This window comes from Micromonospora sp. NPDC018662, assembly GCF_044391475.1.
Taxonomy (GTDB): Bacteria; Actinomycetota; Actinomycetes; order Mycobacteriales; family Micromonosporaceae; genus Micromonospora.
The window spans coordinates 144,858-168,307 of record NZ_JBISAC010000013.1; the positions used below are offsets into that span (position 1 = coordinate 144,858).

A 23,450-nucleotide genomic window follows, 5' to 3' on the forward strand; every position below is an offset into this window, starting at 1 on the left:
CGCTCAGCGTGAGCGGGGCAGGTGCAGCACCCGCTCCGCGAGGATCGACTTCTGGACTTCCTCCGTGCCGCCCTCGATCGTGTGGGCGCGGGCCCGCAGGTAGCGGCGGATCCGGGCGGCGGCGCCGTCACCGTCGACGAGCACCCCGCCGGCGTCGTCGAGCTGTACGGCGAGCCGGTTGGCGTGCTGCACCACGCCGGCCCACAGGCTCTTCAACGCCGAGGTCTCCGGCCCGGGGACCCCGCCGGCGCGGCTCTCCCCGAGCATCCGCATCGAGCCGATCCGGACCGCCTCGGCGTCGCACTGCAACGCGCCCACCGCGTCGACGAACGCGCTGTCGTCGGCCGTGCCCCGCTCCAGCGCGACGTCGACCACCCGGTCGACCGCCTGGCGGGCCCACACCCAGAGGTTCAACGCCATGCTGCCGCGTTCGAACGCGAGCGTGGTGAGCGCGACCTGCCAACCGTTGCCGACGCCGCCGAGCACGTCGGCGTCGGGGACGAACACGTCGTCGAGGAACATCTCGTTGAACTCCGTGTCCCCGTTGATCATCACCAGCGACCGGACGGTGAACCCGTCCATCGGGGCGAGGAAGTAGGTGATGCCCCGGTGCTTCGGCGCGTCGGTGTCGGTACGCGCCAGCAGCAGGCACTTCGACGCGTTGTGCGCGTTTGACGTCCAGATCTTGGCGCCGTTGATCCGCCAGCCGCCCTCGACCCGGGTCGCCGCCGTGCTCAGGCTGGCCAGGTCGGAACCGGAGCCGGGCTCGCTGAAGCCCTGGCACCAGTACTCGTCGCCGCGCAGGATCCCGGGCAGGTGCCGGGCCTGCTGCTCGTCGGTGCCGTGCGCGATGATCGTCGGCCCGGCCAGCATCATGCCGACGCCGTTGAGCGGGTACGGCGCCCCGCGTACCGCGGCCTCCTCGTTGAAGATGGCCTGCGCGAGCGCGTCCAGCCCCCGGCCGCCGTGCGCGACCGGCCAGGACAGGCCGGCCCAGTTGCCGGCGCACAGCCGGTCCTGCCACACCCGCGACCAGTGCTCGCGCTCCTCCTGGGACAGCTCCTCCTGGTCGGGCACGTCCGCCAGCGCCTCGTCGAGCCACCTGCCGACCTCGCGCCGGAACGCCAGGTCGGTGTCGCTGTCAGCGAAGTCCATGCCCACCTCCCAGCGGGTCGTCGGTCACGCCGGTCACGCGCTGGGCTCCTCGACGCGCGTGAGCCGGGCCTTGTAGAGCTTGCCGTTCGGGTCCCGCGGCAGGGCGTCGCGCAGGACGTAGGACCGCGGGCGCTTCGGCTTCGCCAACCGGCCCGCCAGGTAGTGGCGCAGTTCCTCGACGGCCGCGTCCGGATCCGGCGCGGTGTCCCGCAGCACGACGTGGGCCTGGGGCACCTCGCCGAACTCCGGATCGGGCACGCCGACCACGCCGGCGTCGGCGACCCAGTCGTGGCCCATCAGCGCCGCCTCGATCTCGGCCGGGTAGACGTTGACGCCGCCGACCAGGATCAGCTCGGCCGCGCGCCCGGTGATGTAGAGGAAACCGTCGGCGTCGACGTGGCCGACGTCCCAGACGGTCATCAGGCCGTCGCGGCGCGCGCCGTCGGTCTTGCCCGGGTCGTTGTGGTACTCGACCCGGTCGTCGCCCTGGCGCATGTAGACGATGCCGGTCTGCCCGACGGGCACCTCGTTGCCCATCTCGTCGAGGATCCGCAGGGTCGAGATGGAGGCCGGACGCCCGACCGTGCCCGGGTGGGCCAGCCACTCGTGCGGGCGCGCGACTGTGGTGCCCACCTCGGTGGAGCCGTAGTACTCGTAGACCACCGGGCCGAACCAGTCGAGGATCCGCTGCTTGACCTCGCGCGGGCAGGGCGCGGCGCCGTGCAGCACGTAGCGCAGCGAGGAGAGGTCGTAGCCGTCGCGTACCGGCTGGGGCAGTTGCAGCAGCCGGTAGAAGTGGGTCGGCACCATGCTGGTCCCGGTCACCCGCTGCTGCTGGACCCGCCGCAGGAAGCCCTCCGGCGTCCAGCCGTCCATCAGGACCATGGTGCCGCCGGCGTGCAGCGCGCCCATCGCCGGGGTGATGTTCGCCGAGTGGTACATCGGCGCCGAGACCAGCCAGGACGCGAACGCGCCGCGCTCCATGCCGAACTCCCGGAACAGCCAGACGTAGGTGAGCGCGCCGGTGTCCGCGTCGACGCCGCTGAGCGGGCGCTTGACGCCCTTCGGCCGGCCGGTGGTGCCCGAGGTGTACATCATCAGCGACCCGGCCGGCGTGTCCGGCGGGCTCGTCGCGGGCATGCCCTCGGTGAGCGCCGACAGCGGTCGGGCCCGGTCACCGGCGGGCGTGCCGTCGAGGTAGACCTGGATGCCGGGCGCGGCAGCGGCGGCGGCCACCACGACGTCCTCGACCCGCTCGGAGCCCACCACCACCCTGGCGGCGCTGTCGGTGAGGATGTAGGCCACCTCGGGCTCGGTGAGGTGGTAGTTGAGCGTCACCAGGTAGAGCCCCGACTGCATCGCGGCCAGGTACAGCGCGACGAGGCCGACGCTGTTCGTCATCACCGCCGCGACCGTGTCGCCGGGCCGCAGGCCCGCCCGGGTACGCAGGCCGTGCGAGATCCGGTTCACCTCGGCGTACAGCTCCCGGTAGGAGATGCGCCGGTCATCGGCGGTCACGATCGCGCACAGGTCCGGTTCCGCGGTCGCCCACAACCGAAACCCGGTCCGCTCCTCGCTCATCGGACTCCTTGAATTAGATTCCGACCATCCGGTATGTTGATGCCTCACAGTAAGGGAGCCCCCGGACGATGTCCATACCCGTGAGCGACGTACACGCCGCCAGCTGGCGAGCCCGCCAGGTGCCCGCCCCCACCGAGGTCGTCGACGGCGTCTGGGCCGTCCCCGTCCCCCTGCACGGCAGCGCCCTGCGGTCCATCACCGTCTTCCTGGTCGACACGAGCGACGGCCCGGTCCTCGTGGACGCCGGCTACGACCACCCGAGCTGCTGGGCGTCGTTCCAGCGGTCGCTCGCGTCCATCGGGCACCGGGTCGACGCCATCTCCACCGTCCTGCTCACCCACAACCACCCGGACCACGTCGGCTTCGCCGACCGGCTGCGGGCCGTCTCCGGCGCGCGGATCGTCATGGGTGGCGCCGACGACTTCGCCACCATGCACCGGCGCCGCGGCAGCTTCCTCCAGCAGCTCCGGACCGCGCTCGGCCTCACCGGCGCCCCACCCGACGTCGTCGACGGCATGTACGCCGACGCGGTCGAGGTCGCCGTGCACCACGAGAGCCTGCGCCTCGACGTCGGCCTGACCGGCCGGACGGAGTTCCGCTTCGGCGACGTGACCATCCACGCCGTGCCCACCCCCGGGCACACCTACGGGCACACTGTCTACTTCGACACCCGCGGCCTGGTCTTCACCGGCGACACCATGATGGCCGAGGGACCCACCCAGCTCGCCATCGTGAGCCGCCCCGAGGACGACCCGGCCGCGGACCTGTTCCGGTCGCTCCGACGCATCCGGGACCTCGGCGCCGAGATCGCCTGCCCCGCGCACCAGTTCCCGTACCGGGACGTCGCCGCCCGCGCCGACGCGCTCGCGGCCTTCCACCGCGACGAGGTCGAGGCCGTGCGCGGCCTGATCGGCGACGGCGCGACCGCCTGGGACCTCGCGCGGCGGACGACCTGGAAGAAGCCGTGGGACGAGCTGGGTCGCGGCACCCGGCGGTTCGCGCTCGTGCACACGCTCGCGCTGCTGCGCCACGCCGCGAACACCGCCCGGTGACCGGACCGCTCAGTCCCGCCGGGCCTCGTCGTACGTCCAGTCCGGCCGCAACGAGGACCGCAGCTCCCGAAGCGCCCGCTTGAGCACCTTGCCCGACGGGTTGGTCGGGAACTCCGGCACCAGGTAGACCTCCTTCGGGAGCTTGAACCGGCCGAGCCGCTGCCGCGCGTGCGCCATCAGCGCCTCCGGGCTCAACCCCGGCCGGCCGATCACGAACGCGGCCGGGACCTCCAGCCACACCGGATGCGGCGCCGCCACCACGGACGCGGCCAGCACGAGCGGATGGTCGGCGAGCACGTTCTCGATCTCGGCGCTGGACATGTTCTCCCCGCCGCTGCGGATCATGTCCTTGAGCCGGTCGCGGATGTAGAGGTAGCCGTCGGCGTCGAAGCAGCCGATGTCACCGGTGTGGAACCAGCCGTCCCGAAACGCGCCGCGGGTCGCCTCCGGGTCGTCGAGGTAGCCGGGGCTCACCTTCGGTCCCCGCGCGACCACCTCGCCGTCCACGCCGACCGGCACGTCGTCGCCGTCCGGGTCGACCACCCGGACCTGCACCCACGGCACCGGAATGCCGACCGAGCCCTGCTTGGACTCCTGGTGCGCGGCGTCGAGATAGGTCAGCCCGCTGCACGTCTCGGTGAGGCCGTAGCCCTCGATCAGCCGGGCGTTCGGGAACAGCCCCCGCGCCACGCCGAACAACGCGGACGTCACCTGGGAGTAGATGAGCCACCGCACCGACGACAGGTCCGCCCCGGCGGTCGCCTCCCGGCGGACCATGTCGAGCATCGTCGCCGCCAGCACCATGCCGGTGATCCGTTCCGTCTCGATCGCCCGCAGCACCGCCGCCGGCTCGAACCGCCGGTGCAGCACCATGCAGCCGCCGACGTGCCAGATGCCGTAGCCGGGCAGGTCGGTGCCGCCGACGTGGTAGAGCGGCGCGACGTTCAGGACCCGGTCGGTCGGCCGCAGCCCGAGCTCGACGATCTGGGCGTGCATGTTCATGTTCACGTTGCCGTGGGTGAGCAGGACGCCCTTGGGCAGGCTGGTCGTGCCGGAGGTGTAGACGATCCGTTGCAGCGCCGTGTCGTCGAGGTCGGCGTCGGCGACCCGGGCACCCCGGTTCGCCTCGACGAGGGCCCGCAGGTCGAGCCAGCCGCCGTCGATCGGCTCCAGCGCGAACCGGCGTACGTCCGGCAGGCCGGCGACGGCGGCGCCGGTGAGCCCCGCGTACTCCGGCACCGTCGCGACCGCCTCGACCCGCGCGTGCCCCAGAAGTTGGGCCACTCGGCGGGCGTGAGCCGATAGTTCAGCGGCACGAAGACCGCGCCGAGCTTCGCCAGCGCCAGCGACAGGAGCAGGAACTCGGGCACGTTGTTCGCCACGATCGCCACCCGGCTGTCCCGGCGTACGCCCTCGGCCGACAGGCCGGCGGCCAGGGCGTTGACGTCGTCGTCGAGCTGCCGGTGGGTCCACCGGCGGCCCTCGAAGACGAGCGCGTCGGCGTCGGCGAACCGGCGGGCGTTGCCGGCCAGCATCGCGGCGAGGTTCGCGGTGCTCATCCCCGGGCCGCCTCGGCCTCGCGCAGGCCCTTCTTCAGGACCTTGCCGGAGTCGTTTCGCGGCAGCGACGCCACGATCTGCACGTACTTCGGCACCTTGTACCGGGCCAGGCTGGCCCGGCAGTGCTCGCGCAACTCGTCGGCGGTGGTGACCGCCCCCTCGGTGAGGATGACGAACGCCTTGGGGACCTCGTCCCACCGTGGGTCCGGCACCCCGATCACGGCGACCTCGGCCACGTCCGGGTGTTGGGCGAGGACCCGCTCGATCTCGGCGCCGGCGATGTTCTCCCCGCCGGACTTGATCAGGTCGGCGCGGCGGTCGACGAACCACAGGTAGCCGTCGGCGTCGATCCGCCCGATGTCGCCGGTGAGGAACCAGCCGTCACGCCGGGTACGCCGGTTGGCCTCGTCGTCCTTCCAGTAGCCGGGAGAGACCTTCTCCCCCCGCACGATGATCTCCCCCTCGACGTCGGGGCCGACCGGCCGGAAGTGCTCGTCGACGATCCGGATGTGCACGCCGGGGAACGGCGCCCCCAGCGCGCCCAGCTTGGACTCCTCGTGGGCGGCGTCCAGGTAGCAGACCCCGTTGCACAGCTCGGTCATGCCGAACGTGTCGACCAGGCGCACGTGCGGCAGCCGGCGCTTCACCTCGCGCCGCACGCCGGGCGCCACGCCGGCGAAGAGCAGGTAGCGCAGCGACGAGAGGTCCGGCGGCTCGTCGAGGTCGAGCAGTCCGAACAGGATCTGCGCGGCCAGGACCATGCCGGTGACGCGTTCCCCGGCCGCGATCCGGGCGATGTCGGCCGGCGTGAACGTCGGCGTGAGCACCATCGTCGCGCCGGCCACGAACGTCGCCAGGCCGGGCGCCTCCAGCCCGCTGACGTGGAACAGCGGCGCGGAGACGAGGATCCGGTCGGCGGACGTGAGTTCCAGTTCGAGGATCTGCGCGAAGTGGTTCGCGGTGAGGTTCCCGCAGGTGTGGATGACGCCCTTGGGCCGCGCCGTGGTGCCCGAGGTGTAGAGCAGCCGGTGGATGTCGGCGGGCCCCTTCTCCGCGTCGGCCACCCGCACCCCCGACGGTTGCCGGTCCCGCAGGTCGGCCAGCCGCCGGGCGCCGGCGACCACCCGATCGCCGTTGGCGACGAGGGTCCGCAGCCCGGTCGCGGTCGCCAACCGGGCCACGTCGTCGGCGAAGTCGTCGTCGTAGAGCAGGCCGGTGATGCCGGCCTGCGTGATGACGTACGCCTGCTCGTCGACGTGCAGCCGCCAGTTCAGCGGCACCGAGATCGCGCCGAGCCGGCTCAGCGCCAGCAGCTCGATGACGTAGGTGGCGGTGTTGCGCCCCAGCACCCCGACCAGGTCACCGTCGCCGAGGCCGGCGTCCCGCAGCGCCGCCGCGTGCCGGTCGACGTCCGCGTCCAGCTCGGCGTACGTCCAGCGGGCGTCGCCGTCGACCAGCGCCTCGGAGTCGGCGCGGCGCAACGCCTGGCGGCGCAGCGTCTCGGTGACGTTGCTGCCGGCCATCAGTCGTCGCTCCCCCGCCGCCGGGCCAGGATCTCCTCCCGGGACGGCAGGGACACGAACTCGAGCAGGTTGCCGTCGAGGTCGCGGGCGGCGAAGGCGGTGATGTGGCCGTAGTTCTCCAGCAGCACCCGGTTCGGCGCGGACAGGCACTCCGCGCCCAGGTCGACCAGCCGCTGGTGCAGCTCGTCCAGCTCGTCGCGCGGCACCTCGAAGCTGAGCAGGAAGGTGCCCAGCTCCAGGTGCCCGGCGGTGGCCGTGCGGGTCTTGACGCCGTTCCACTCGATGAGTTCGAGCTGCCCGATCCGGCTGGGCCCCTGGAGGTACTGGACCCGGCCGGTGGTGCCGGCGGGCAGCCCCAGCGACACCTCGATCCCGGGGCCGCCGACCTCGGTACGCAACGTCCGGCGGTAGCCCAGCGCCCGCTCGTAGAAGTCCGCGGCGCGGTCGACGTCGGAGACGGTCATGGCCACGTGGTGCACTTCGCTGACCGGCATGATGACTCGCTTTCTGTGTGGTCCGCGTCGTCTCAGGCGGACGGCCCGCCGAGGACCCGCTGGATCAGCGTGACCTCGTCGGCGCCGCTGTCCGGGACGATGAAGTCGTCGAGCCGGCAGATGTCGTCGACGGCGTCGAGGATGTCGTCGGGCGAGGCCGGCTCGGTCCCGCCGTACCAGCCGGGGGTGACGCCCAGGAAGATCCGCCCGACCCGGCCGCCCCCGACGGTGAGGATGTGCCGGTTGAGCCGGCACTGCTCGGAGGCGAGGAAGGTGGCCACCGCGGCGACGTGCCGCGGGTCGAACCGGTCGGTCAGCTCACCGAGGAGGTTCTCGGTCATCCGGGTCGCCGCGGTGGGCGCGATCGCGTTGACCAGGATGCCCCGGCGGGCGCCCTCCAACGCGAGCACGTTCATCAGACCGATCAGGCCGGTCTTGGCGGCCCCGTAGTTGGCCTGGCCGAAGTTGCCGAACAGGCCGGACGACGAACTGGTCAGCACGATCCGGCCGTACCCCCGCTCGACCAGGTGCGGCCAGGCGGGGCGCAGCACGTGGAACGCGCCGGCCAGGTGCACGTCGAGCACCGCGCGTACGTCCTCGTCGGCCATCTTGGCCAGCGTCCGGTCGCGCAGGATGCCGGCGTTGTGGATGACCGCGTCGATCCGGCCGAACCCGTCGATCGCCCGGCCGACGAGGTCGGCGCCCCCGGCGGCGGTGGCCACCGAGTCGGTCGACGCGACGGCGACACCGCCGGCCGCGCGGATCTCCGCGACGACCCGCTCGGCCGCGCCCGAGGAACCCGAGCCGTGGACCGTGCCGCCGAGGTCGTTGACGACCACCGAGGCGCCCCGCTCGGCGAGGGCCAGCGCGTGCGCCCGGCCGATGCCGTTGCCGGCGCCGGTGACGATCACGACCCGGCCGTCGAGGGTGACCCGGCCGCTCATCGCTGGTTCCCCAGGACCGCGACGAACGCGACGCAGGAGCCCGGCTGCCCGCCGAGGTTCTGCGCGACCGCCAGCCGGGCGTCGGGCACCTGCCGTGGACCGGCCTCCCCCCGGAGCTGGGTGAAGCACTCGAACATCATCCGCAGCCCGGTCGCGCCGATCGGATGGCCGAACGACTTCAGGCCGCCGTCGGTGTTGACCGGCAGCGCCCCGTCGAGGTCGTAGCGGCCGTCGAGGATGTCGCGCCACGCCTTGCCGCGCGCGGAGAAGCCGAGATCCTCCATCAGCACCACCTCGGTCGGGGTGAAGCAGTCGTGCACCTCGGCCAGCGAGATCTCCGACGCCGGGTCGGTGACGCCCGCCTGCGCGTACGCCTCGCCGGCCGCGGCGACCACCTCGGGGAAGGTGGTGAAGTCGTAGCCGTCGGCGGCCAGCCCGGCCCCCGAGCCGGCGACGAAGCTCATCCCCCGCAGGAAGACGGGCTTGTCGGTGTACCGGTGGGCGTCCTCGGCCCGGACCAGGATCGCCGCCGCCGCGCCGTCGGAGACGCCCGAGCAGTCCATCACCCCGAGCGGCCCGGCGATCCGCGGCGAGTTCTCCACGGTCTCAGCGGAGACCGCCTTGCGGAACTGGGCGCGCTCGTTGCGGGCGCCGTTGGCGTGGTTCTTCATGGCGACCTTCGTCAGCGCGCCCCGCATCTGCCCGGCGTCCACCCCGTACGCCTCCTGATAGGCCGGGGCGAGCAGGGAGAACCCGGCCGGCGCGGTCCAGTCCACGTCGGTGCCGTCGGCCGGCGGGAACACCGCCGACAGGCCGGAGTACGAGGAGTCCTTCAGCTTCTCCACCCCCGTCGCCATCACCATGTCGTACGCCCCGGACGCGACCGCGAACGCCGCGTTGCGGAACGCCTCCGACCCGGTGGCGCAGTAGTTCTCGACCCGGGTGACGGGCTTGCCGACCAGCCGCAGCGGGCGGGCCAGGGTCTGCCCGGACATGCCCGAGCCCTGGGTGCCGACCCAGAACGCGTCGACGTCGTCGAGCGTGACGTCGGGCAGCGAGCCGACGCACTCCCGCACGGCGTCGACGAGCAGGTCGTCGGCGGAGCGGTCCCAGTGGTCCCGGAACGGGGTGCAGCCCATCGCGACGATCGCGACGTCCTGCGCGGTACGCCTACTGGCCATCAGCGGTGTCCTTCCCTGGCGCGGTTTCCGGACGGGCCGGGCGGAGCTTCCAGAAGTAGTTGTGGATCGAGTCGGTGGTCCAGAGCCGCCGGAAGGTGGGGGTCATCGGCATGCCCACCACGACGTCGCCGGGCGGGACGTCGGTGGCGTACGCGCTGAGCCGGCCGCCGCCGTCGGAGTCGGCGACGACGATGGCGACCTCCGGCTCCGGCATGGTCGTCAGGTGGTCCCGGGTGGCCGAGACCACCCGGGCAGTGCGGTCGCGCAGCGAGACCTTCGCGGTCGCGGCGCCCGACCCGTCGACGCCGCAGGACGCGCAGACCCGACCGGGCGGCGTGGTGACCCGGCCGCAGGTGTCGCACCGGCTGCCCTCCAGCCGGTACTTCCAGCCGGCCCGCCGGTGCATCGGCGGGGCGGCCGGCGCCGGCGCCGCCGGCCGGGCCGGTCCCTGCACGTCGAGCAGCCCGCGCCACCGCAGGTAGCGGCCGTAGCCGAGGCGCTGCCGCGCGGCGAGCTGCGCGCGTACCGACGGCCCGCCGCGCGCCGCGCGCACCCCGGCACCGACCCGCAGCACGAACGCATCGGCGCCCTCGGTGGCGGACAGCAGCAGGATGCTCTGACCGGGCGGTGCCTCGTCGAGCGCGGCGGCGAGCAGCAGCCCGGGGTGGGCGGCGCCGGTGAAGCCGGTGGCCCGCTCGATGGCCGCGTCCTGCCCCGAGCCGCCGAGCGCCCGGCGCAGCGCCGTCGCGGCCCGCGGGTTCGACGACGACACGACCACCTGGTCGACCGTGTCGAGGGACGCCTCGGCCAAGGCCCGGCGGGCGGCGTCGAGGCCGGCGGCGACGAGGATCTCGGCGGTGAACCGTTCGTCCCAGACCCGGTCGTGCCGCTCCCCGGGCAGCCGCCACCGGTCCAGCACCTCGGCGGTCCGGCCGACGCGCGCGAGGAGCACGGCGGCCCGAAGGCCACCGACGAACGCCGCGGCGGCGTCCCCCTGGGCCAGTTCGTCGGGCGCGCCGGGCCGGGTGGTCCGCACGTCGGCCAGCGCCGCCGTGGCGCCGGCCCGCAGCACCAGGTCGAGGGCGGACGCGCCGGCGCGGTGGCCGCGCAGGTCGAGCGCGGTCACGCCGGGGTCCAGTCCCAGGGCCTCGTGCACGATCCCGGCCGAGGTCTTCGCCTCGTACGGCGCGCTGGTGGTGGCGAGCAGCAGCTGCCGGCCCGCCGGGGTGTCGGCGGCGATGTGCCGCAACGCCTCGACGGCCATGGTGACGGCGTCCTCGTCGTACGCGGCGACGCCGCGGACCGGGCCACCGGCACGCGGCGGCTCGGTCGCGTCCAGTCTGGTGTCGTCGAGCGCGTACGCCGGTAGGTAGGCCGCGTAGGCGTCGATGCCGGGCTGTTCGGACATGGGGCGCGCGTTCTCCTTCAGCTCCACGAGGGAATGGCGGCGAGCAGGCGCCGGGTGTAGTCCTGCCGCGGGTGGTCCAGCACGTCCGTCGCGTCGCCCTGCTCGACGACCCGGCCGCCGCTCATCACCGCGATCCGGTGGCAGAGGTCGCTGGCCAGCATCAGGTCGTGGGTGACGAACAGCAGGCCGATGCCGAGCTCGTCGACCAGGGTGCGGAACAGGTCGACGACCTTGGTCTGGGTGGTCACGTCCAGGGCGGTGGTGCACTCGTCGGCGATCACCAGCGCGGGGCGGGTGACGACGGCGAGGCCGATGGCGACCCGTTGCCGGAGCCCGCCGGAGAGCTGGTGGGGATAGCTGTCCAGGACGCGTGGGGGGTCGGTGATGCGCATCTGCGCCAGCACCTCCACCGAGCGCCGCTCGACCTCGGCCCGGGTGATGTCGCGGACGTGGCGACGCAGCACCTCGGCGAGCTGGGTGCGGACCTTCATCAGCGGGTTCAACGACCGGGAGGCGTCCTGGAAGACCATGCCCACGGCGCTGCCCCGGACCCGGTCGGTCCGGTCGACGCCGGGGGCGACCACCACGTCACCGGCGAGCGCGATGCTGCCCCGCTCGACCCGTACGTTGCGGTCGAGCAGGCCGACCACGGCGCGGGCCAGGGTGGTCTTGCCGCTGCCGGACTCGCCGACCACGCCGACGATCTGGCCCCGGCGGATCCGCAGGTCGACGTCGTCCAGCAGGCGCAGCTCGCCGTCGGCGAGCCGGGCGGTGACGGACAGTCCGGACAGCTCCAGCAGTGCGGTCATCGGCGCCTCTTCCGCGGGTCGTGGTGGGTGAGCAGCGCGTCCCCGAGGAGGTTCACCAGGAGCACCAGCACTGTGATGGCGAGGCCGGGGAAGAACGCGATCCACCAGGCCTGGCTCAGCTCGTCCTGGCCGGAGGCCAGCATCGAGCCCCAGCTGTTCATCGGGGGGACCACGCCCAGGCCGAGGAAGCTCAGCGCGCTCTCGACCAGGATCGCGGTGCCGACCTGGAGGGTGCCGAGCGCGACGATGGTGCCGGCCAGGTTGGGCAGGATGTGCCGGAACACGATCCGGGCTTCCGAGGCGCCGGCGGCGCGCAGGCCGATGACGAACTGGCGTTCCCGGATCGCCAGCGTCGCCGCGCGGGTGACCCGGGCGCACACCGCCCAGCCGGTGAGCGCCAGCACCAGGAACAGCACCGGCAGCGAGCTGCCCCGGTTCGCGATGATGGCGAGGGCGACCAGGATGAACGGCAGGGCGAGCTGGGCGTCGATGAGGATCGAGATGACCCGGTCGACGCCGCCCCGGAAGTAGCCGGCCAGCAGACCGAGCAGCGTGCCGGGGCCGATCGCCACGAGCGCGCCGACCAGGCCGATCACGATGGTCAGCCGGCCGGCCGAGACGAACTGGGTGAGCAGGTCCTGGCCGAGCTTGTCGGTGCCGAGCGGATGCGCCCAGGTGCCGCCGTCGAGGAAGGCCGGCGGCCGGCGGGTCGCGGCCAGGTCCTGACCGGCCTCCGGCAGCAGGCCGGTCAGGGGCAGCACGAACACCGCGACGGCGGCCACCACCAGCGGCACCGCCAGCCAGAAGACCGAGGTACGCCCGCGGCGGCCGGCCCGCCTGGGCGGCGGCACGGTGGCGGCGACGGGGTCGAGTTCGAGTTGGCTCACGGTGGTCACCGCACCCTCGGGTCGACGATGGAGTGCAGCACGTCGACGAGCAGGTTCAGCAGCACGAAGACCAGCGCGCCGAAGACGACGATGGCCTGCACGAGCGGGAAGTCGCGGAACTGGATGGCCTGCAACGCGAGCTGCCCGAGCCCCGGCCAGGAGTAGACGTACTCGACCGCGACCGCGCCGGAGAGCAGGATGCCGGTCTGGAGCACGACGATGGTCAGGATCGGCATCATGGCGTTCTTGAAGGCGTGCCGCCACACCACCCGGCCGGCGCTGATGCCCCGGGCGCGGGCGGAGTCGATGTAGGGCTCCGCCAACGCGTCGCTCATCGACGCCCGGGTGAGTCGGGCGATGTGCGCCATCGGGTAGACCGACATGGTGAGGGCGGGCAGCACCAGGTGCCTCGGGCTGCCCGACTGCCCGGCGGGCAACCAGCCGAGCTGCACGGCGAAGAGCACCACGAGCATCATCCCGAACCAGAAGACCGGCACCGACTGCCCGAGCAGCGCGAGCGTGGAGGCCCCCCGGTCCCACCAGGTGCCCTCCCGGGTCGCCGCGAGCACCCCGAGCGGGACGCCGACGAGCAGTGCCAGCGCCATGCCGGCGCCGACGAGCTGGAGCGTGTACGGCAACCGGTCGGCGATCATCGAGACGTTCGACTGGTAGAACTGCAGCGACTGGCCGAGGTCACCGGTGAAGACGCCCCGGAGGTAGTCGAGGTACTGGACGACGACGGGCAGGTCCAGGCCGAGCTGGTGGCGCAGCGCCTCGCGCTGCTCGGGCGGGGCCATCGGGCCGAGGATGGTGGCGGTCGGGTCGCCGGAGAGGCGGCCGAGCAGGAACGCCAGGCTGAGCGCGATGAGCAGGGAGGCGAACAGCGAGGCGAGCCGGCCGCCGACGCGGCGTACGGTGCGGGCCTTCATCGGCGGGACCTCCATCGCGCGCCGGGCATCGCGGCGAGCAGTTCGCGGGTGTAGTCGTGCTCGGGTGTGCCGAAGACCGTCTCGCAGGGCCCGGCCTCGACGACCCGGCCCCGGTACATCACGTGCACCGAGTCGCAGACCGAGCGGACCACGGCCAGGTCGTGGCTGATCATCAGCAGTGCCGCGCCGGTGGTCGCCCGGATCTGCCGGAGCAGGGCCAGCACGTCGGCCTGGACGGAGACGTCGAGGCCGGAGGTCGGCTCGTCGGCGACGATCAGGCGCGGGCGCATGAGCAGGGCGCGGGCGATGCAGACCCGTTGCGCCTGACCGCCGGAGAGCTGGTGGGGGTAGCGGTCGAGCAGGTCCGGGGCGAGCCGGACCCGGCCGAGCAGGTCGGCGTCGCCGATCCAGGAGGTCCGCTCGGGTTGCAGCGAGCGCAGCTCCCGCAGCCCGGACCGGACCGACTGGCGGGGGTCCAGCGAGCCGTGCGGATCCTGGAACACCACCTGCACGTCGGGGCGAAGCCGACGCAGTTGGCTGCGGCTGGTCGCGTGCAGCGGGTGGCCGAGCAGCCGGATGTCGCCTCCGCCGCGCGGGCCCAGGCCGGTGGCGGCCATCGCGAGCGTGGTCTTGCCGGAGCCGGACTCGCCGACGACGGCCACGCTCTCGCCGGCCCCGATGCGCAGCGACACCCGGTCGACGGCCCGGAAGACCTCACCGGTGCGGTCGTTGCGGTGCTCCACCACGAGGTCGTCGACCACCAGCACGGGCGGGTCCACCGCCGGGGTGCGGGGGTGCCGGCCGACGTCGCCCGGCACCCCCGTCTCCACTACCTCGGCCATCGTCAGCGGGTCGTCTTCGTGAAGTCCACGGTGTTCAGCGGGCCGAACACCACTCCGGAGACACCCGGGCCGGTGGCGTAGTTGAACACCTGCCGGTAGAGCGGGACGTAGCAGTGCTTCTGGACCACGCCGATGGTGTTGAGCTGCTCGTAGATCGGGGTGGCCTGCTCGGCGCCGTCCTGCTCCAACGCCTGCTGGGCGAGCGCGTCGATCTGCGGGTCGGGGCAGTTGCCGGTGATCGACTTCGTCTTCATGAAGCCGCTGACGAAGTAGTCCGGCACGGCGACGTTCGGGACGCCGGCGAAGATCGCGATGCCGGGCACCTGGCGGCCGATGATCCGCTTGACCAGCGTGCCGTAGTCGAGCGGCACGTAGGTCACCTTGAAGCCGGCCTTCTCCAGGCTGCCGCCGACGGCCTGCGAGACCTCCTCGATGTTGGTGTACTGCGCCGCCGGATAGCTGATCTGCACGCTCGGGGTCGCGCCGCCGACGAGCTCCTTGGCCTTGGCGGGGTCGGCGGTCACGCTCTGCGTCGGCTGCTGACCGGGTCGGACGTTGAGCAGGCCGGCGTCGGGCACCGCCTGGCCGTCGAAGATGCCCTTGACGATCGCGTCGCGGTCGACGGCCAGCGCCGCCGCCTCGCGCAACTTCGGGTCGTCGAACGGCGCCTTTGTCGAGTCGAGGAACGCGATGATCTTCATGGCGGTCTCGGTGCTCACCACGTTCACGCCTGCCGCCTTGGCCGCGCTCGCCTGCGCCGGCGGCAGGTCGAAGGAGACGTCGACGCTCTTGCTCTGGATCAACGCGAGCCGCTGGGCGGCCTCGTTCGCCCAGGTGAAGGTGACGCCCTCGTTCGTCGCCTTGGTGCCCCAGTAGTCGGGGTTGCGCTTGACCGAGATGTCGCGGCCGGCGTTCGCGCCGCCCCAGACGTACGGGCCGGTGCCGACCGGTGCGGCGGCGAAGCCCTCCGAGCCCTTCTCCTGGTAGTACTTCGGCGGCACCAGGTAGACGGTGGTGAGCAGGTCGGGGATGTCGTACTGCGGGGTCTTCGTCTTGACCACGACGGTGGTGGCGTCCGGCGCCTCGATCGCGGTGACGTTGCCGAAGTAGGACTTGAGCTGCGACGCGGCGCTGTCCCGGGTGAGCGTGATGGTGTTGGCGACCGCTGCCGCGTCGGCCTTCTCGCCGTTGCTGAAGCTGATGTCCGGCCGGACCTTGAAGGTCCAGGTGGTGGCGTCGGTGCGGGTCCAGCTCGTCACCAGGCCGGTGTCGGTGGGCGTCAGGTCGTCGCCGGTGTCGATCAGGGGTTCGAGCATCGTCGCCCAGACGATCTGGGCGGAGCGTGCGCCCACGATCGGGTCGAGCGTCGCCGGTTGGGCGGCGAGCAGAGCCCGGATGGTGGCCGTGCCGGACGCGCCGGCGTCGTCGGAGTCGGAGCCGCCGCATCCGGTCAGGCCGGCGCTCGCGAGAGTCAGGGCGGTGGCGACTGCCAGGAAGCGCCGGGAACGCAAGGACTTCATGATCATCGTGGTGTCCTTCACAGCGATGGACCCGTCATGTCTTCCGCGTGAGGCGGCGGTGACGTTCGCCACAAAGTACCGACCAGCCGGTATCAAGTCAACGGGTCGCACGGGTATCCCGTCCATGACATTCGTGTGACAGAGCCGGGCCAACCAGCGACGTTGTCTTCATACCGACCGGTATGTATGATCCTGTCGTGACCATCACCCTCACCCATGGGCACGACGGCCGCCTCGCGCGGGTCCGCTACGACAACGCGGCGCGCGGCAACTGCTTCGACCACGCCGGCCTGCACGACCTCGTCGACACGCTGGAGACCGCCGCCGCCGACGAGCGCTGCGTGGTGATCCGGCTCGACATGGCCGGTCGACACTTCTGCGGCGGCTGGGACACCACCGCCTTCGCCGCGTTGGCCGGCGCCACCACGGAGACGGTCGCCGCCGACCTACGCGCCAGCGACGCGGCGCTGCACCGGATCCGGCGCCTCCCGGTGCCCGTCGTCGCCGCCGTCCGAGGGCGGATCATCGGTTTCGGCGCCGGCCTGCTCAGCGCCGTGCACCTGCCGATCGCCGCGGCCGACGCCCGGCTGTCCCTCCCGGAGGCCCGGTACGGCTTCGCCCCCGCCGGCGTCGGCCACACCATCGCCCGGTCGCTACCCCGCCAGCACGCCTACCACCTGCTGACCGGCGCGGCGACCGCGACCGCCCGGCAACTGCTCGCCTGGGGACTGGTCGTCGAGGTGGTCGACGACGACGACCTCGACCACGCGGTGGACGACCTCGTCGACACGCTGCTGGCCGTGCCCGGACCGACACTGCGGGCGGTGGTCGCCGTCGTCGAGTCGAGCCTGGCCACCGGCACCGCCGACCAGGCGTACGACATCTCGGCCCGCACCATCGTCGCGGGCCCGACCACGCAGGGAGCCTCCGGATGAGCCATCGATTCCAGCCCGGCGAGGCGGTCTGGGTGGAGCTGTGCACCCCCGACCCGGAGCGGGTCGAGACGTTCTACCGCTCGCTGCTCGGCTGGACGATCCGCGCCGAACGGCTGGGCGCCACGACCTACCGGATGTGCGGCGTCGACGGCCGCGACGTCGCCGGGATCTCCGACGCCGCCGCGCTGCACGGCGACCGCCCCCGGGGCTGGATCACCTACTTCGCCGTCGACGACATCACCCGGTCCACCCGCCAGGCGGTGGCGCTCGGCGGCGAACTGGTCACGCCACCCCGATACCTGCCGGCGGCCGGCACCGGCGCGGCGGTCGTCGACCCCTTCGGCGCGGCCTTCGGTCTCTACCAGGGCGAATCCCGCGCCGGCGTCCAGGCACTGAACTCGGTCGGCGCGTTGTGCTGGAACGAGCTGGACACCGGGGAGCCCGCCGCTTCGGTGGCCTACTACCGCTCCCTGTTCGGCTACACCACCCGGCAGCGCGGCGACTCACCCACCACGCGGCCCTACACCCTGCTGATGCTCGGCGACGTCCCGGTCGCCGGCGTCCTCGAACTCGACAACGAGTGGCCCAACCCGATCCCGTCGAAGTGGATCACCTACTTCGCGGTCGCGTCCCTCGACGACGCGGTGGCCCGGGTCGCCGCCCTGGGCGGGCAACCGACTGTCGGACCGGTGGACAGCCCGCACGGGCGGCTGCACCTGGTGAAGGACCCCGGTGGACACACGCTCTGCCTCATCCAGCTCGAAGACGGGCTGCGGCCCGACCACGACTCCCTCGACCCGGCGGTGAACCGATGATGGCCGAGCCCCTGTTCGACTCCGCCGAGTTCCGCCAGGTGTGCGGACACTTCCCCACCGGCGTCACCGCGGTGACCGCGGTGGCCGCGGACGGCGCCGTCGCCGCGCTGACCGTCAACTCGTTCACCTCGGTCTCGCTCGAACCGGCGAAGGTGCTCTTCTGCGTCACCAGCCACTCGTCGAGCTTCCCCGTGCTGATGGGGTCCGACCGGATCGCCATCCACATCCTCGGCCAGGACCAGGAGGACGTGGCCCGACGGTTCGCCACCTCGGGCCTGTCCGGCGCCGAACGGCTCAGCGGTGTGTCCTGGGTGCCCGGCCCGGACGGCGTACCGCTGCTCCCCGGCACCCCGGCGATCCTCGCCGGGGTGCGCGACGAGGTGATCACCAGCGGCGATCACGTGATCTTCCTGCTCGACGTCGACCGGGTCCACCTGAAGCCGACGGACGTGCCGGCGCTGTCGTTCTACCGGGGTCGGTTCGTCACGCCGTCGCGCGCGGCGAGCGAGTGAGCGCCGGCCCGCCGGCGCGGGCTCAGTCGTAGTAGCGGAACAGGATCTCGGCCACGCAGCAGGGCTGCGACCCGTCGACGAACTCCACCGCCACCGATGCCTTGGCCTGCACCCCGGCGGCCCCTCCGGCCGTCGGGGCGGGGATCGGCGCGGCCGAGACGAGCGTGGCGACGCCCTGGATCTCGACGCCCGGCGGCAACGGCTTGACGAACCGGACCCGGTCCAGCCCGTAGTTGACACCCATCGAGAACGTCTGCACCTCGAGGATGTCGGCCAGCAGCCGGGGAACCAGGGACAGAGTCAGGAAGCCGTGCACGACAGTGGTGCCGAACGGCCCGGACCGCGCCCGCTCGACGTCGACGTGGATCCACTGGTGGTCGCCGGTGACGTCGGCGAACTGGTCGACCTGCCCCTGGGTCACCACCTGAGGCGCGCTGACGCCCAGCTCCACGCCGACCAGCTCCAGCAGGTCGTTCGGCGTGCGTACGGTGGTTCGTCTGGTGGCTCGCATCTGCGGGACTCCGTTTCGCATGGTCGGTCCGGAAGTGTCACTCAACGCCGGTCGCCTGGGCCGTGACGTGCGCGGTGAGCGTCGCCCACTCGCGCTCCCAGGCCGCGTCCGCGACGACGGGCCGGGCGAGGCGCAGCATCCGCCGGACCGCCGTCGGGTCGAGGGCCGCGACAGCCGCCGCCAGCGCGTCGACGTGCGCGACCAGTTGGTCGTCGGCGACAGTCCCACTGACCAGGCCGCGGCGCGCGGACTCCGCGGCCGACCAGGTCTCGCCGGTGACCAGCAGCCGCCGGGCGAGCGCCGGACCGACGGCGAGCGGCAGCAGCACGCTGGATCCCCAGCCCGGCACCTGGCCGACGGCGAGGTGCCGGTCGCCGATCCGGGCACTGTCGGCGGCGACCGCGATGTCGCAGGCGAGCAGCAGTTCCAGACCGCCGCCGAAGGCCGCCCCGTTGACCGCCGCGACGGTGGGCAGCTCCGCCGCCCGCATCCGGCGGACCAGGCGGCGGCCCCGGTCGAGGAAGGCCAGCAGCGCGGGCAGATCGCCGAGCAGGCCGGTGGCCTCGGCGAGGTCGGCCCCGGCGCAGAAGCTCCGGCCGGTCCCGGTGAGCACGAGCACCCGGACGTCCGGATCGGTCGCCCCGGCGAGCCACCCTTCGAGACCGGCCAGCACCGTGCTGTCGCAGGCGTTGCCGGCGCCGGCGCGGTCGATCCGCGCCCACAGGGCGGGACCGCGGCGGGTCACCACGACGGAGCTCACGACACACTCACGCAGAGCTTGCCGAAGCCGGTGCCGGCGAGCATCCGACCGGCCTGGCGGTGGATGTCGGCGAGGTCGACGACGCTGTCCACGACCGGCCGGACGTGGTGGGTGTCGACGAACTCGACCAGGGCCCGGAGTTCGTCGAGCGTGCCCATGGTCGAGCCGTGGACGGTGATCTCCCGGGCGAACAGGCGGGGCAGGTCCAGGTGGGCGGTGAAGCCGCTCGTGCCGCCGCACACCACGACGGCGCCGCCGGCCCGGGTCGAGCGGACCGAGTGCGCGAACGTCGCCGGGCCGACGGTCTCGACGACGACGTCGGCCAACTCGGGTGTCCGCTCGCCGCTGTCCAGAGCGACGGCCGCGCCGAGGGCCAGCGTCCGCTCCCGTTTCGCCGGGGAGCGGGAGGTGACCATGACGATGGCGCCGGCGGCCACGGCGAGGCAGGTCGCGGCGGTCGCGACGCCGCCACCCGCGCCCTGGACGAGCACCACCTGCCCGGGCGAGAGCGCCGCCCGGGTGAACAACATGCGGTACGCGGTCAGCCAGGCCGTGGGCAGGCTCGCCGCCTCGGCCCAGCTCAGCCCGGCGGGCTTGGGCACCAGGTGCGCCGCCGGCACCACGACGCGCTCGGCGAGGACGCCGTGGCCGGCGTCCGGCAGCAGAGTCGCGTGGGTGACGGTCCGGCCGGTCGGCGCGGTGGGCAGCACGGGATAGACGATCACCTCACGGTCCCCGGCCACGCCTGCCGCGTCGCTGCCGAGGACGCGGGGACCGTCGGAGGGTGGGACGCCGACACCGCGCAGGCTCCAGATGTCGTGCATGTTCAGCGCGCCGGCCCGCACGTCGACGCTCACCCAGCCGGCGGGCGCCGGCGGGGCGTCGAGGTCGCCGACGCGCAGCGCGTCGACCGGGTGGTCGGCGGAGGGCTCGACGACGTAGGCGGCTCTCATGCCGACGCCGTTCCGGCCCGCTCGGTGGGCCCGTTCCAGAACGCCACGTCGGCGAGATCGGCCCGGGCCGCGGGGCGGAAGGCCAGACCCTTGGTGTACGCGACCGGGATGAGCGTGACCGGTCGCCATCCGTCGGGCAGGCCGAGCACCGCCCGTACCCGGGTGGCCCGGTGCGCCATGGCGGTGGCCAGCACCGAGCCGAGGCCCCGGGATCGCAGCGCGAGCTGGAACGACCAGGCGAACGGGAAGATCGAGCCGTAGTACCCGGACGCGCCGCCGCCGACCGGTCGCTCGGGGATCGGCTTGGTGCTGCACAGGACGACCAGGACGGGCACCTCGGCCAGGTGGTCGACGAGGTGCTTCACCGCGGCGAGGACCCGGCGCTGCCGGGCCTGGGCCGACGGGTCGCCACGGACCGCCGGCGACAGCCGGGTGGTGGTGGCCGCCTCGCCGTCGGCCAGCGGACGCTCGACCGTCTCGTACCAGATCTCGGTGTAGAGCTCGGACAGCTTCCGCCGCAGCGCCGGGTCGTCGACCGCAACGGCGCGCCAGTCCTCCAGGTTGGAGCCCATCGGCGCCTGCTGCGCCAAGCGCAGGCACTCCTCGACGACGGCGCGGCCCACTGGCCGGTCGAAGTCCATCCGGTGTCGCACCGCCCGGGTGGTCGTCAGCACCTCGTCGATGTCGGTGATCACAGCGGTACTCATACGTGGTCCTCCCCGGTGAGGCGGTCGACGGGCTTGTCCCGGTAGGGCAACGGCACTCCCCACCGGTCGAGGTAGCTGACGCTGCTCACCGGCCGGCGGGCCGCGACCCTGAAGTCGGTGCCGCGGGTGTGGGCGACCGGCAGCATGGTGATCTGCAGCGCGTCGTCGGGGATGCCGAGCAGCGCGGCGGCGGACGCCGCGTGGTGCAGGTGCAGGGTGGTGATGACCGTGCCCAGCCCGCGTGCCCGCAGGGCCAGGTTGAACTGCCAGATCGCCGGATAGAGCGACCCGTAGAGGGCGGAGTTCGTGCCGGGTCCGCCGGTGGCCGGGTTGGGCCGGGTCGCGCAGGGAATGACGAGGTAGGGCGCCCGGCCGATGGTGCGCGCCAGGTGCTCGGCGCCCCGCAGGATCCGCGCGGTCCGGGCGCTGACCGTGCCGTCCGCGTCGACACCACCGAGGCGTCCCCGGACGGTCTCGCTCTCCGCGCCCGCCTCGCTGTGCAGCGGCTCGTGCACATACGTGAGGTAGGCGGCGTGGTAGAGCGTCGCCAGCTCGGCCTTGAGCGCCGGGTCGCCGACGACGAGCCAACGCCAGTCCTCGGCACCGCCGCCGGTGGGCGCCTGCAGGGCGAGTTGCAGGCACTCGCCGATCAGGTCGATCGGCACCGGGCGGTCGTAGTCCAGGCGTAGGCGCACCGACCGGGTGGTGGTCAGCACGTGGTTGAGGTCGGTGAACGGCAGCGTCATCGGCCGACCTCCGCGTCGAAGCCCATCAGGTCGGCGATGTGCAGGGTGTCGCAGTACTCCCGGACCTCGGCGATGCCACCGGCACGCACGTCGACGATCCAGAGGTAGCGGTTCTGGTAGCGGGACCCGTCGCCGAGCGTGGCGTCGCCGTGGGCCTCGACGGCGACGAGCGTGTCGTCGACGACCCACCGGTCGGCGGTCACCTCGACCGCGGCCGACCGGTACGCGCCGCCGGCGAGACGTGCCCGCATCGCGGCGAGCTTCGCGGTCATCGGCACCCGGCCGTGGAACGGGCCGTTGGCGTCGAGATCGCCCCACCCGTGCAGCCGGCCCCGGTCACGGTGCCGGCCGGAGTCGGTCCACCAGGTGGCGTCGGCGGTGAAGAGGGCGCCGAACGCGTCGAGGTCGCCCCGGGCCAGGGCCGGCCACATGGCCAGCGCGGCCCGCAGGGGCCGGGGCGCGGCGGCGGGACCGGACGCGGCGCGGGCCGGGCGGCGGTCGAGGCTGCTGCGGGGGACGGCCGCGCCGCCGCCCACCACGTGTTGCGCGTGGCTGGTGTCGAGGTACTCGCGCACCGCGACCACGGCGCCGGCCGGGTCGACGTCGAAGACGAAGCCGTAGCGGTTGGCGTACTCCAGCCCACCGGCGTGCACGCCGTACCCCTCGACCTCGATGACGCAGGTGTCGTCCCCGGCGACGACGCGACGCGGGATCTGGCGGCAGCCGGTGGGGAACGCGCCGGGGCCGAGCGCGCGCATCAGCGCGAGCTTGTCGTCCATCCGCATGACGCCGTGCAGCGGGAAACGCCCGCTGCCGGTCGGCGCCAGGTCCGGGTCGCCACCGCGCCGGTCCGGACCGGTGTCGACCCACCAGGTCGCGTCCGGGGCGCACAGGCGAGCGAGGCCGCCGAGGCTCCCCCGGTCGAGCGCGGAGATGAAGTCCATTCCCGCCCGGACCGCGCGTGTCATCCCGGCCTCCAACATTCCGACTGGTGGGTATCTAACACGTCGGCGACGGACAACTCAAGGGGGTACTACATACCGACCGGATGGTATTATCCGAGCCAGGTCAGCGACGAGGGGGTCTTTGCGGTGTTCGAGGCGTACCAACTGCCCGAGGAGCACGCGGCGGTGCGGGAGGCCGTGCGAGACGTATGCGACGACAAGGTCGCACCGCACGCCGCCATCGCCGACGAGACCGCCCAGTTCCCGCAGAACGCCTACGACGCGCTGCGCGCCGCCGACTTCCACGCGCCGCACGTCCCGGTCGAGTACGGCGGCGCCGGCGCCGACGCCCTCGCCACCGCGATCGTCATCGAGGAGATCGCACGCGCCTGCGCCTCGTCGTCACTGATCCCGGCGGTCAACAAGCTGGGCACCATGCCGCTGCTGCTGGCCGGCTCCGAGGAGCTGAAGCGGACATACCTGACGCCGGTCGCATCGGGTGACGCGATGTTCTCCTACTGCCTCTCCGAGCCGGAGGCGGGCAGTGACGCGGCGTCGATGACCACCCGGGCGGTGCGTGACGGCGACCACTGGGTGCTCAACGGCGTGAAGCGGTGGATCACCAACGCGGGCGTCTCCGAGTACTACACCGTCTTCGCGGTGACCGACCCCACGGCCCGGTC

24 protein-coding genes and 1 pseudogene are annotated in these 23,450 nt (G+C 73.1%); 5 read left to right on the forward strand and 20 right to left on the reverse strand.

Annotated elements, in window-relative coordinates:
- Nucleotides 1–3 precede the first annotated feature (3 nt).
- The gene (locus tag ACH495_RS28275) at nt 4–1,155 is read right to left on the reverse strand and encodes an acyl-CoA dehydrogenase family protein (RefSeq protein WP_396860753.1); all 1,152 of its coding nucleotides are present in this window, start codon (nt 1,153–1,155) and stop codon (nt 4–6) included.
- Between the two features lie 33 nt (nt 1,156–1,188).
- The gene (locus ACH495_RS28280; protein ID WP_396860754.1) at nt 1,189–2,736 is read right to left on the reverse strand and encodes an AMP-binding protein; all 1,548 of its coding nucleotides are present in this window, start codon (nt 2,734–2,736) and stop codon (nt 1,189–1,191) included.
- An 80-nt stretch (nt 2,737–2,816) separates the two neighbouring features.
- On the opposite strand from ACH495_RS28280, the gene ACH495_RS28285 reads away from it, so the two are divergent.
- Nucleotides 2,817–3,788, forward strand: a complete 972-nt coding sequence (locus ACH495_RS28285; RefSeq protein ID WP_396860755.1) for an MBL fold metallo-hydrolase — start codon at nt 2,817–2,819, stop codon at nt 3,786–3,788.
- A gap of 9 nt (nt 3,789–3,797) precedes the next feature.
- Here ACH495_RS28285 and ACH495_RS28290 read toward each other — a convergent pair whose 3' ends face one another.
- From ACH495_RS28290 to ACH495_RS28345, 12 genes and pseudogenes are all read right to left on the reverse strand, one after another.
- On the reverse strand, nt 3,798–4,133 hold the full coding sequence (locus ACH495_RS28290) for a hypothetical protein (RefSeq protein WP_396860779.1): 336 nt from the start codon (nt 4,131–4,133) through the stop codon (nt 3,798–3,800).
- Nucleotides 4,134–4,304: 171 nt separating this feature from the next.
- Nucleotides 4,305–5,347, reverse strand: a pseudogene (locus tag ACH495_RS28295) (AMP-binding protein); the annotation flags it as partial.
- Nucleotides 5,344–6,870, reverse strand: coding sequence for a class I adenylate-forming enzyme family protein (locus ACH495_RS28300; protein ID WP_396860756.1), 1,527 nt, complete (start codon nt 6,868–6,870; stop codon nt 5,344–5,346). The gene ACH495_RS28300 and the pseudogene ACH495_RS28295, both read right to left, overlap by 4 nt.
- Nucleotides 6,870–7,364 carry a VOC family protein gene (locus ACH495_RS28305; protein ID WP_281940048.1) on the reverse strand — a complete coding sequence of 165 codons (495 nt, stop codon included), beginning with the start codon at nt 7,362–7,364 and terminating at the stop codon, nt 6,870–6,872. The genes ACH495_RS28300 and ACH495_RS28305 overlap by 1 nt, the downstream gene beginning before the upstream one ends.
- A 32-nt stretch (nt 7,365–7,396) precedes the next feature.
- The gene (locus tag ACH495_RS28310) at nt 7,397–8,308 is read right to left on the reverse strand and encodes an SDR family NAD(P)-dependent oxidoreductase (RefSeq protein ID WP_396860757.1); all 912 of its coding nucleotides are present in this window, start codon (nt 8,306–8,308) and stop codon (nt 7,397–7,399) included.
- The gene (locus ACH495_RS28315) at nt 8,305–9,489 is read right to left on the reverse strand and encodes an acetyl-CoA acetyltransferase (RefSeq protein ID WP_396860758.1); all 1,185 of its coding nucleotides are present in this window, start codon (nt 9,487–9,489) and stop codon (nt 8,305–8,307) included. Before ACH495_RS28315 ends, ACH495_RS28310 begins: the two co-directional genes overlap by 4 nt.
- The gene (locus ACH495_RS28320) at nt 9,479–10,897 is read right to left on the reverse strand and encodes a zinc ribbon domain-containing protein (RefSeq protein ID WP_396860759.1); all 1,419 of its coding nucleotides are present in this window, start codon (nt 10,895–10,897) and stop codon (nt 9,479–9,481) included. The genes ACH495_RS28315 and ACH495_RS28320 overlap by 11 nt, the downstream gene beginning before the upstream one ends.
- Before the next feature lie 17 nt (nt 10,898–10,914).
- Nucleotides 10,915–11,706, reverse strand: a complete 792-nt coding sequence (locus ACH495_RS28325; RefSeq protein WP_396860760.1) for an ABC transporter ATP-binding protein — start codon at nt 11,704–11,706, stop codon at nt 10,915–10,917.
- Entirely contained in the window at nt 11,703–12,602 is a 900-nt protein-coding gene (locus ACH495_RS28330) for an ABC transporter permease (RefSeq protein WP_396860761.1), read from the reverse strand. Before ACH495_RS28330 ends, ACH495_RS28325 begins: the two co-directional genes overlap by 4 nt.
- Nucleotides 12,599–13,522 carry an ABC transporter permease gene (locus ACH495_RS28335; protein WP_396860762.1) on the reverse strand — a complete coding sequence of 308 codons (924 nt, stop codon included), beginning with the start codon at nt 13,520–13,522 and terminating at the stop codon, nt 12,599–12,601. Before ACH495_RS28335 ends, ACH495_RS28330 begins: the two co-directional genes overlap by 4 nt.
- Nucleotides 13,519–14,364 (reverse strand): ABC transporter ATP-binding protein, encoded by an 846-nt coding sequence (locus tag ACH495_RS28340; RefSeq protein ID WP_396860763.1) that lies wholly within the window; start codon nt 14,362–14,364, stop codon nt 13,519–13,521. Before ACH495_RS28340 ends, ACH495_RS28335 begins: the two co-directional genes overlap by 4 nt.
- A 2-nt stretch (nt 14,365–14,366) precedes the next feature.
- A complete protein-coding gene (locus ACH495_RS28345) occupies nt 14,367–15,890 on the reverse strand; it encodes an ABC transporter substrate-binding protein (protein ID WP_396860764.1) in 1,524 nt (507 codons plus the stop codon).
- Between the two features lie 191 nt (nt 15,891–16,081).
- Here ACH495_RS28345 and ACH495_RS28350 point away from each other — a divergent pair, with 191 nt between their 5' ends.
- Genes ACH495_RS28350 through ACH495_RS28360 form a run of 3 tightly spaced genes read left to right on the forward strand, consistent with a single transcriptional unit; the run spans nt 16,082 to nt 18,146 of the window.
- Complete coding sequence (locus ACH495_RS28350; protein ID WP_396860765.1) at nt 16,082–16,819, forward strand: enoyl-CoA hydratase/isomerase family protein; 738 nt, start codon at nt 16,082–16,084, stop codon at nt 16,817–16,819.
- A complete protein-coding gene (locus tag ACH495_RS28355) occupies nt 16,816–17,634 on the forward strand; it encodes a VOC family protein (protein WP_396860766.1) in 819 nt (272 codons plus the stop codon). The genes ACH495_RS28350 and ACH495_RS28355 overlap by 4 nt, the downstream gene beginning before the upstream one ends.
- Nucleotides 17,634–18,146, forward strand: a complete 513-nt coding sequence (locus tag ACH495_RS28360) for a flavin reductase family protein (RefSeq protein ID WP_396860767.1) — start codon at nt 17,634–17,636, stop codon at nt 18,144–18,146. The genes ACH495_RS28355 and ACH495_RS28360 overlap by 1 nt, the downstream gene beginning before the upstream one ends.
- A gap of 22 nt (nt 18,147–18,168) precedes the next feature.
- On the opposite strand, the gene ACH495_RS28365 is transcribed toward ACH495_RS28360, so the two are convergent.
- From ACH495_RS28365 to ACH495_RS28390, 6 genes are read right to left on the reverse strand one after another with little or no spacing between them, the layout of a single operon-like run.
- Nucleotides 18,169–18,657 carry a MaoC family dehydratase gene (locus tag ACH495_RS28365; RefSeq protein WP_396860768.1) on the reverse strand — a complete coding sequence of 163 codons (489 nt, stop codon included), beginning with the start codon at nt 18,655–18,657 and terminating at the stop codon, nt 18,169–18,171.
- A gap of 37 nt (nt 18,658–18,694) precedes the next feature.
- Entirely contained in the window at nt 18,695–19,417 is a 723-nt protein-coding gene (locus ACH495_RS28370) for an enoyl-CoA hydratase/isomerase family protein (RefSeq protein WP_396860769.1), read from the reverse strand.
- Entirely contained in the window at nt 19,414–20,370 is a 957-nt protein-coding gene (locus tag ACH495_RS28375; RefSeq protein WP_396860770.1) for a zinc-binding dehydrogenase, read from the reverse strand. The genes ACH495_RS28370 and ACH495_RS28375 overlap by 4 nt, the downstream gene beginning before the upstream one ends.
- Nucleotides 20,367–21,077: a nitroreductase family protein gene (locus ACH495_RS28380; RefSeq protein WP_396860771.1), complete on the reverse strand. Its 711-nt coding sequence runs from the start codon at nt 21,075–21,077 to the stop codon at nt 20,367–20,369. Before ACH495_RS28380 ends, ACH495_RS28375 begins: the two co-directional genes overlap by 4 nt.
- Nucleotides 21,074–21,823 (reverse strand): nitroreductase family protein, encoded by a 750-nt coding sequence (locus ACH495_RS28385; RefSeq protein ID WP_396860772.1) that lies wholly within the window; start codon nt 21,821–21,823, stop codon nt 21,074–21,076. The genes ACH495_RS28380 and ACH495_RS28385 overlap by 4 nt, the downstream gene beginning before the upstream one ends.
- A complete protein-coding gene (locus ACH495_RS28390; protein ID WP_396860773.1) occupies nt 21,820–22,791 on the reverse strand; it encodes a nuclear transport factor 2 family protein in 972 nt (323 codons plus the stop codon). The genes ACH495_RS28385 and ACH495_RS28390 overlap by 4 nt, the downstream gene beginning before the upstream one ends.
- 123 nt (nt 22,792–22,914) lie before the next feature.
- Here ACH495_RS28390 and ACH495_RS28395 point away from each other — a divergent pair.
- Nucleotides 22,915–23,450, forward strand: a 536-nt coding sequence (locus ACH495_RS28395) for an acyl-CoA dehydrogenase family protein (protein ID WP_396860774.1), incomplete at its 3' end; no start/stop codon positions are given.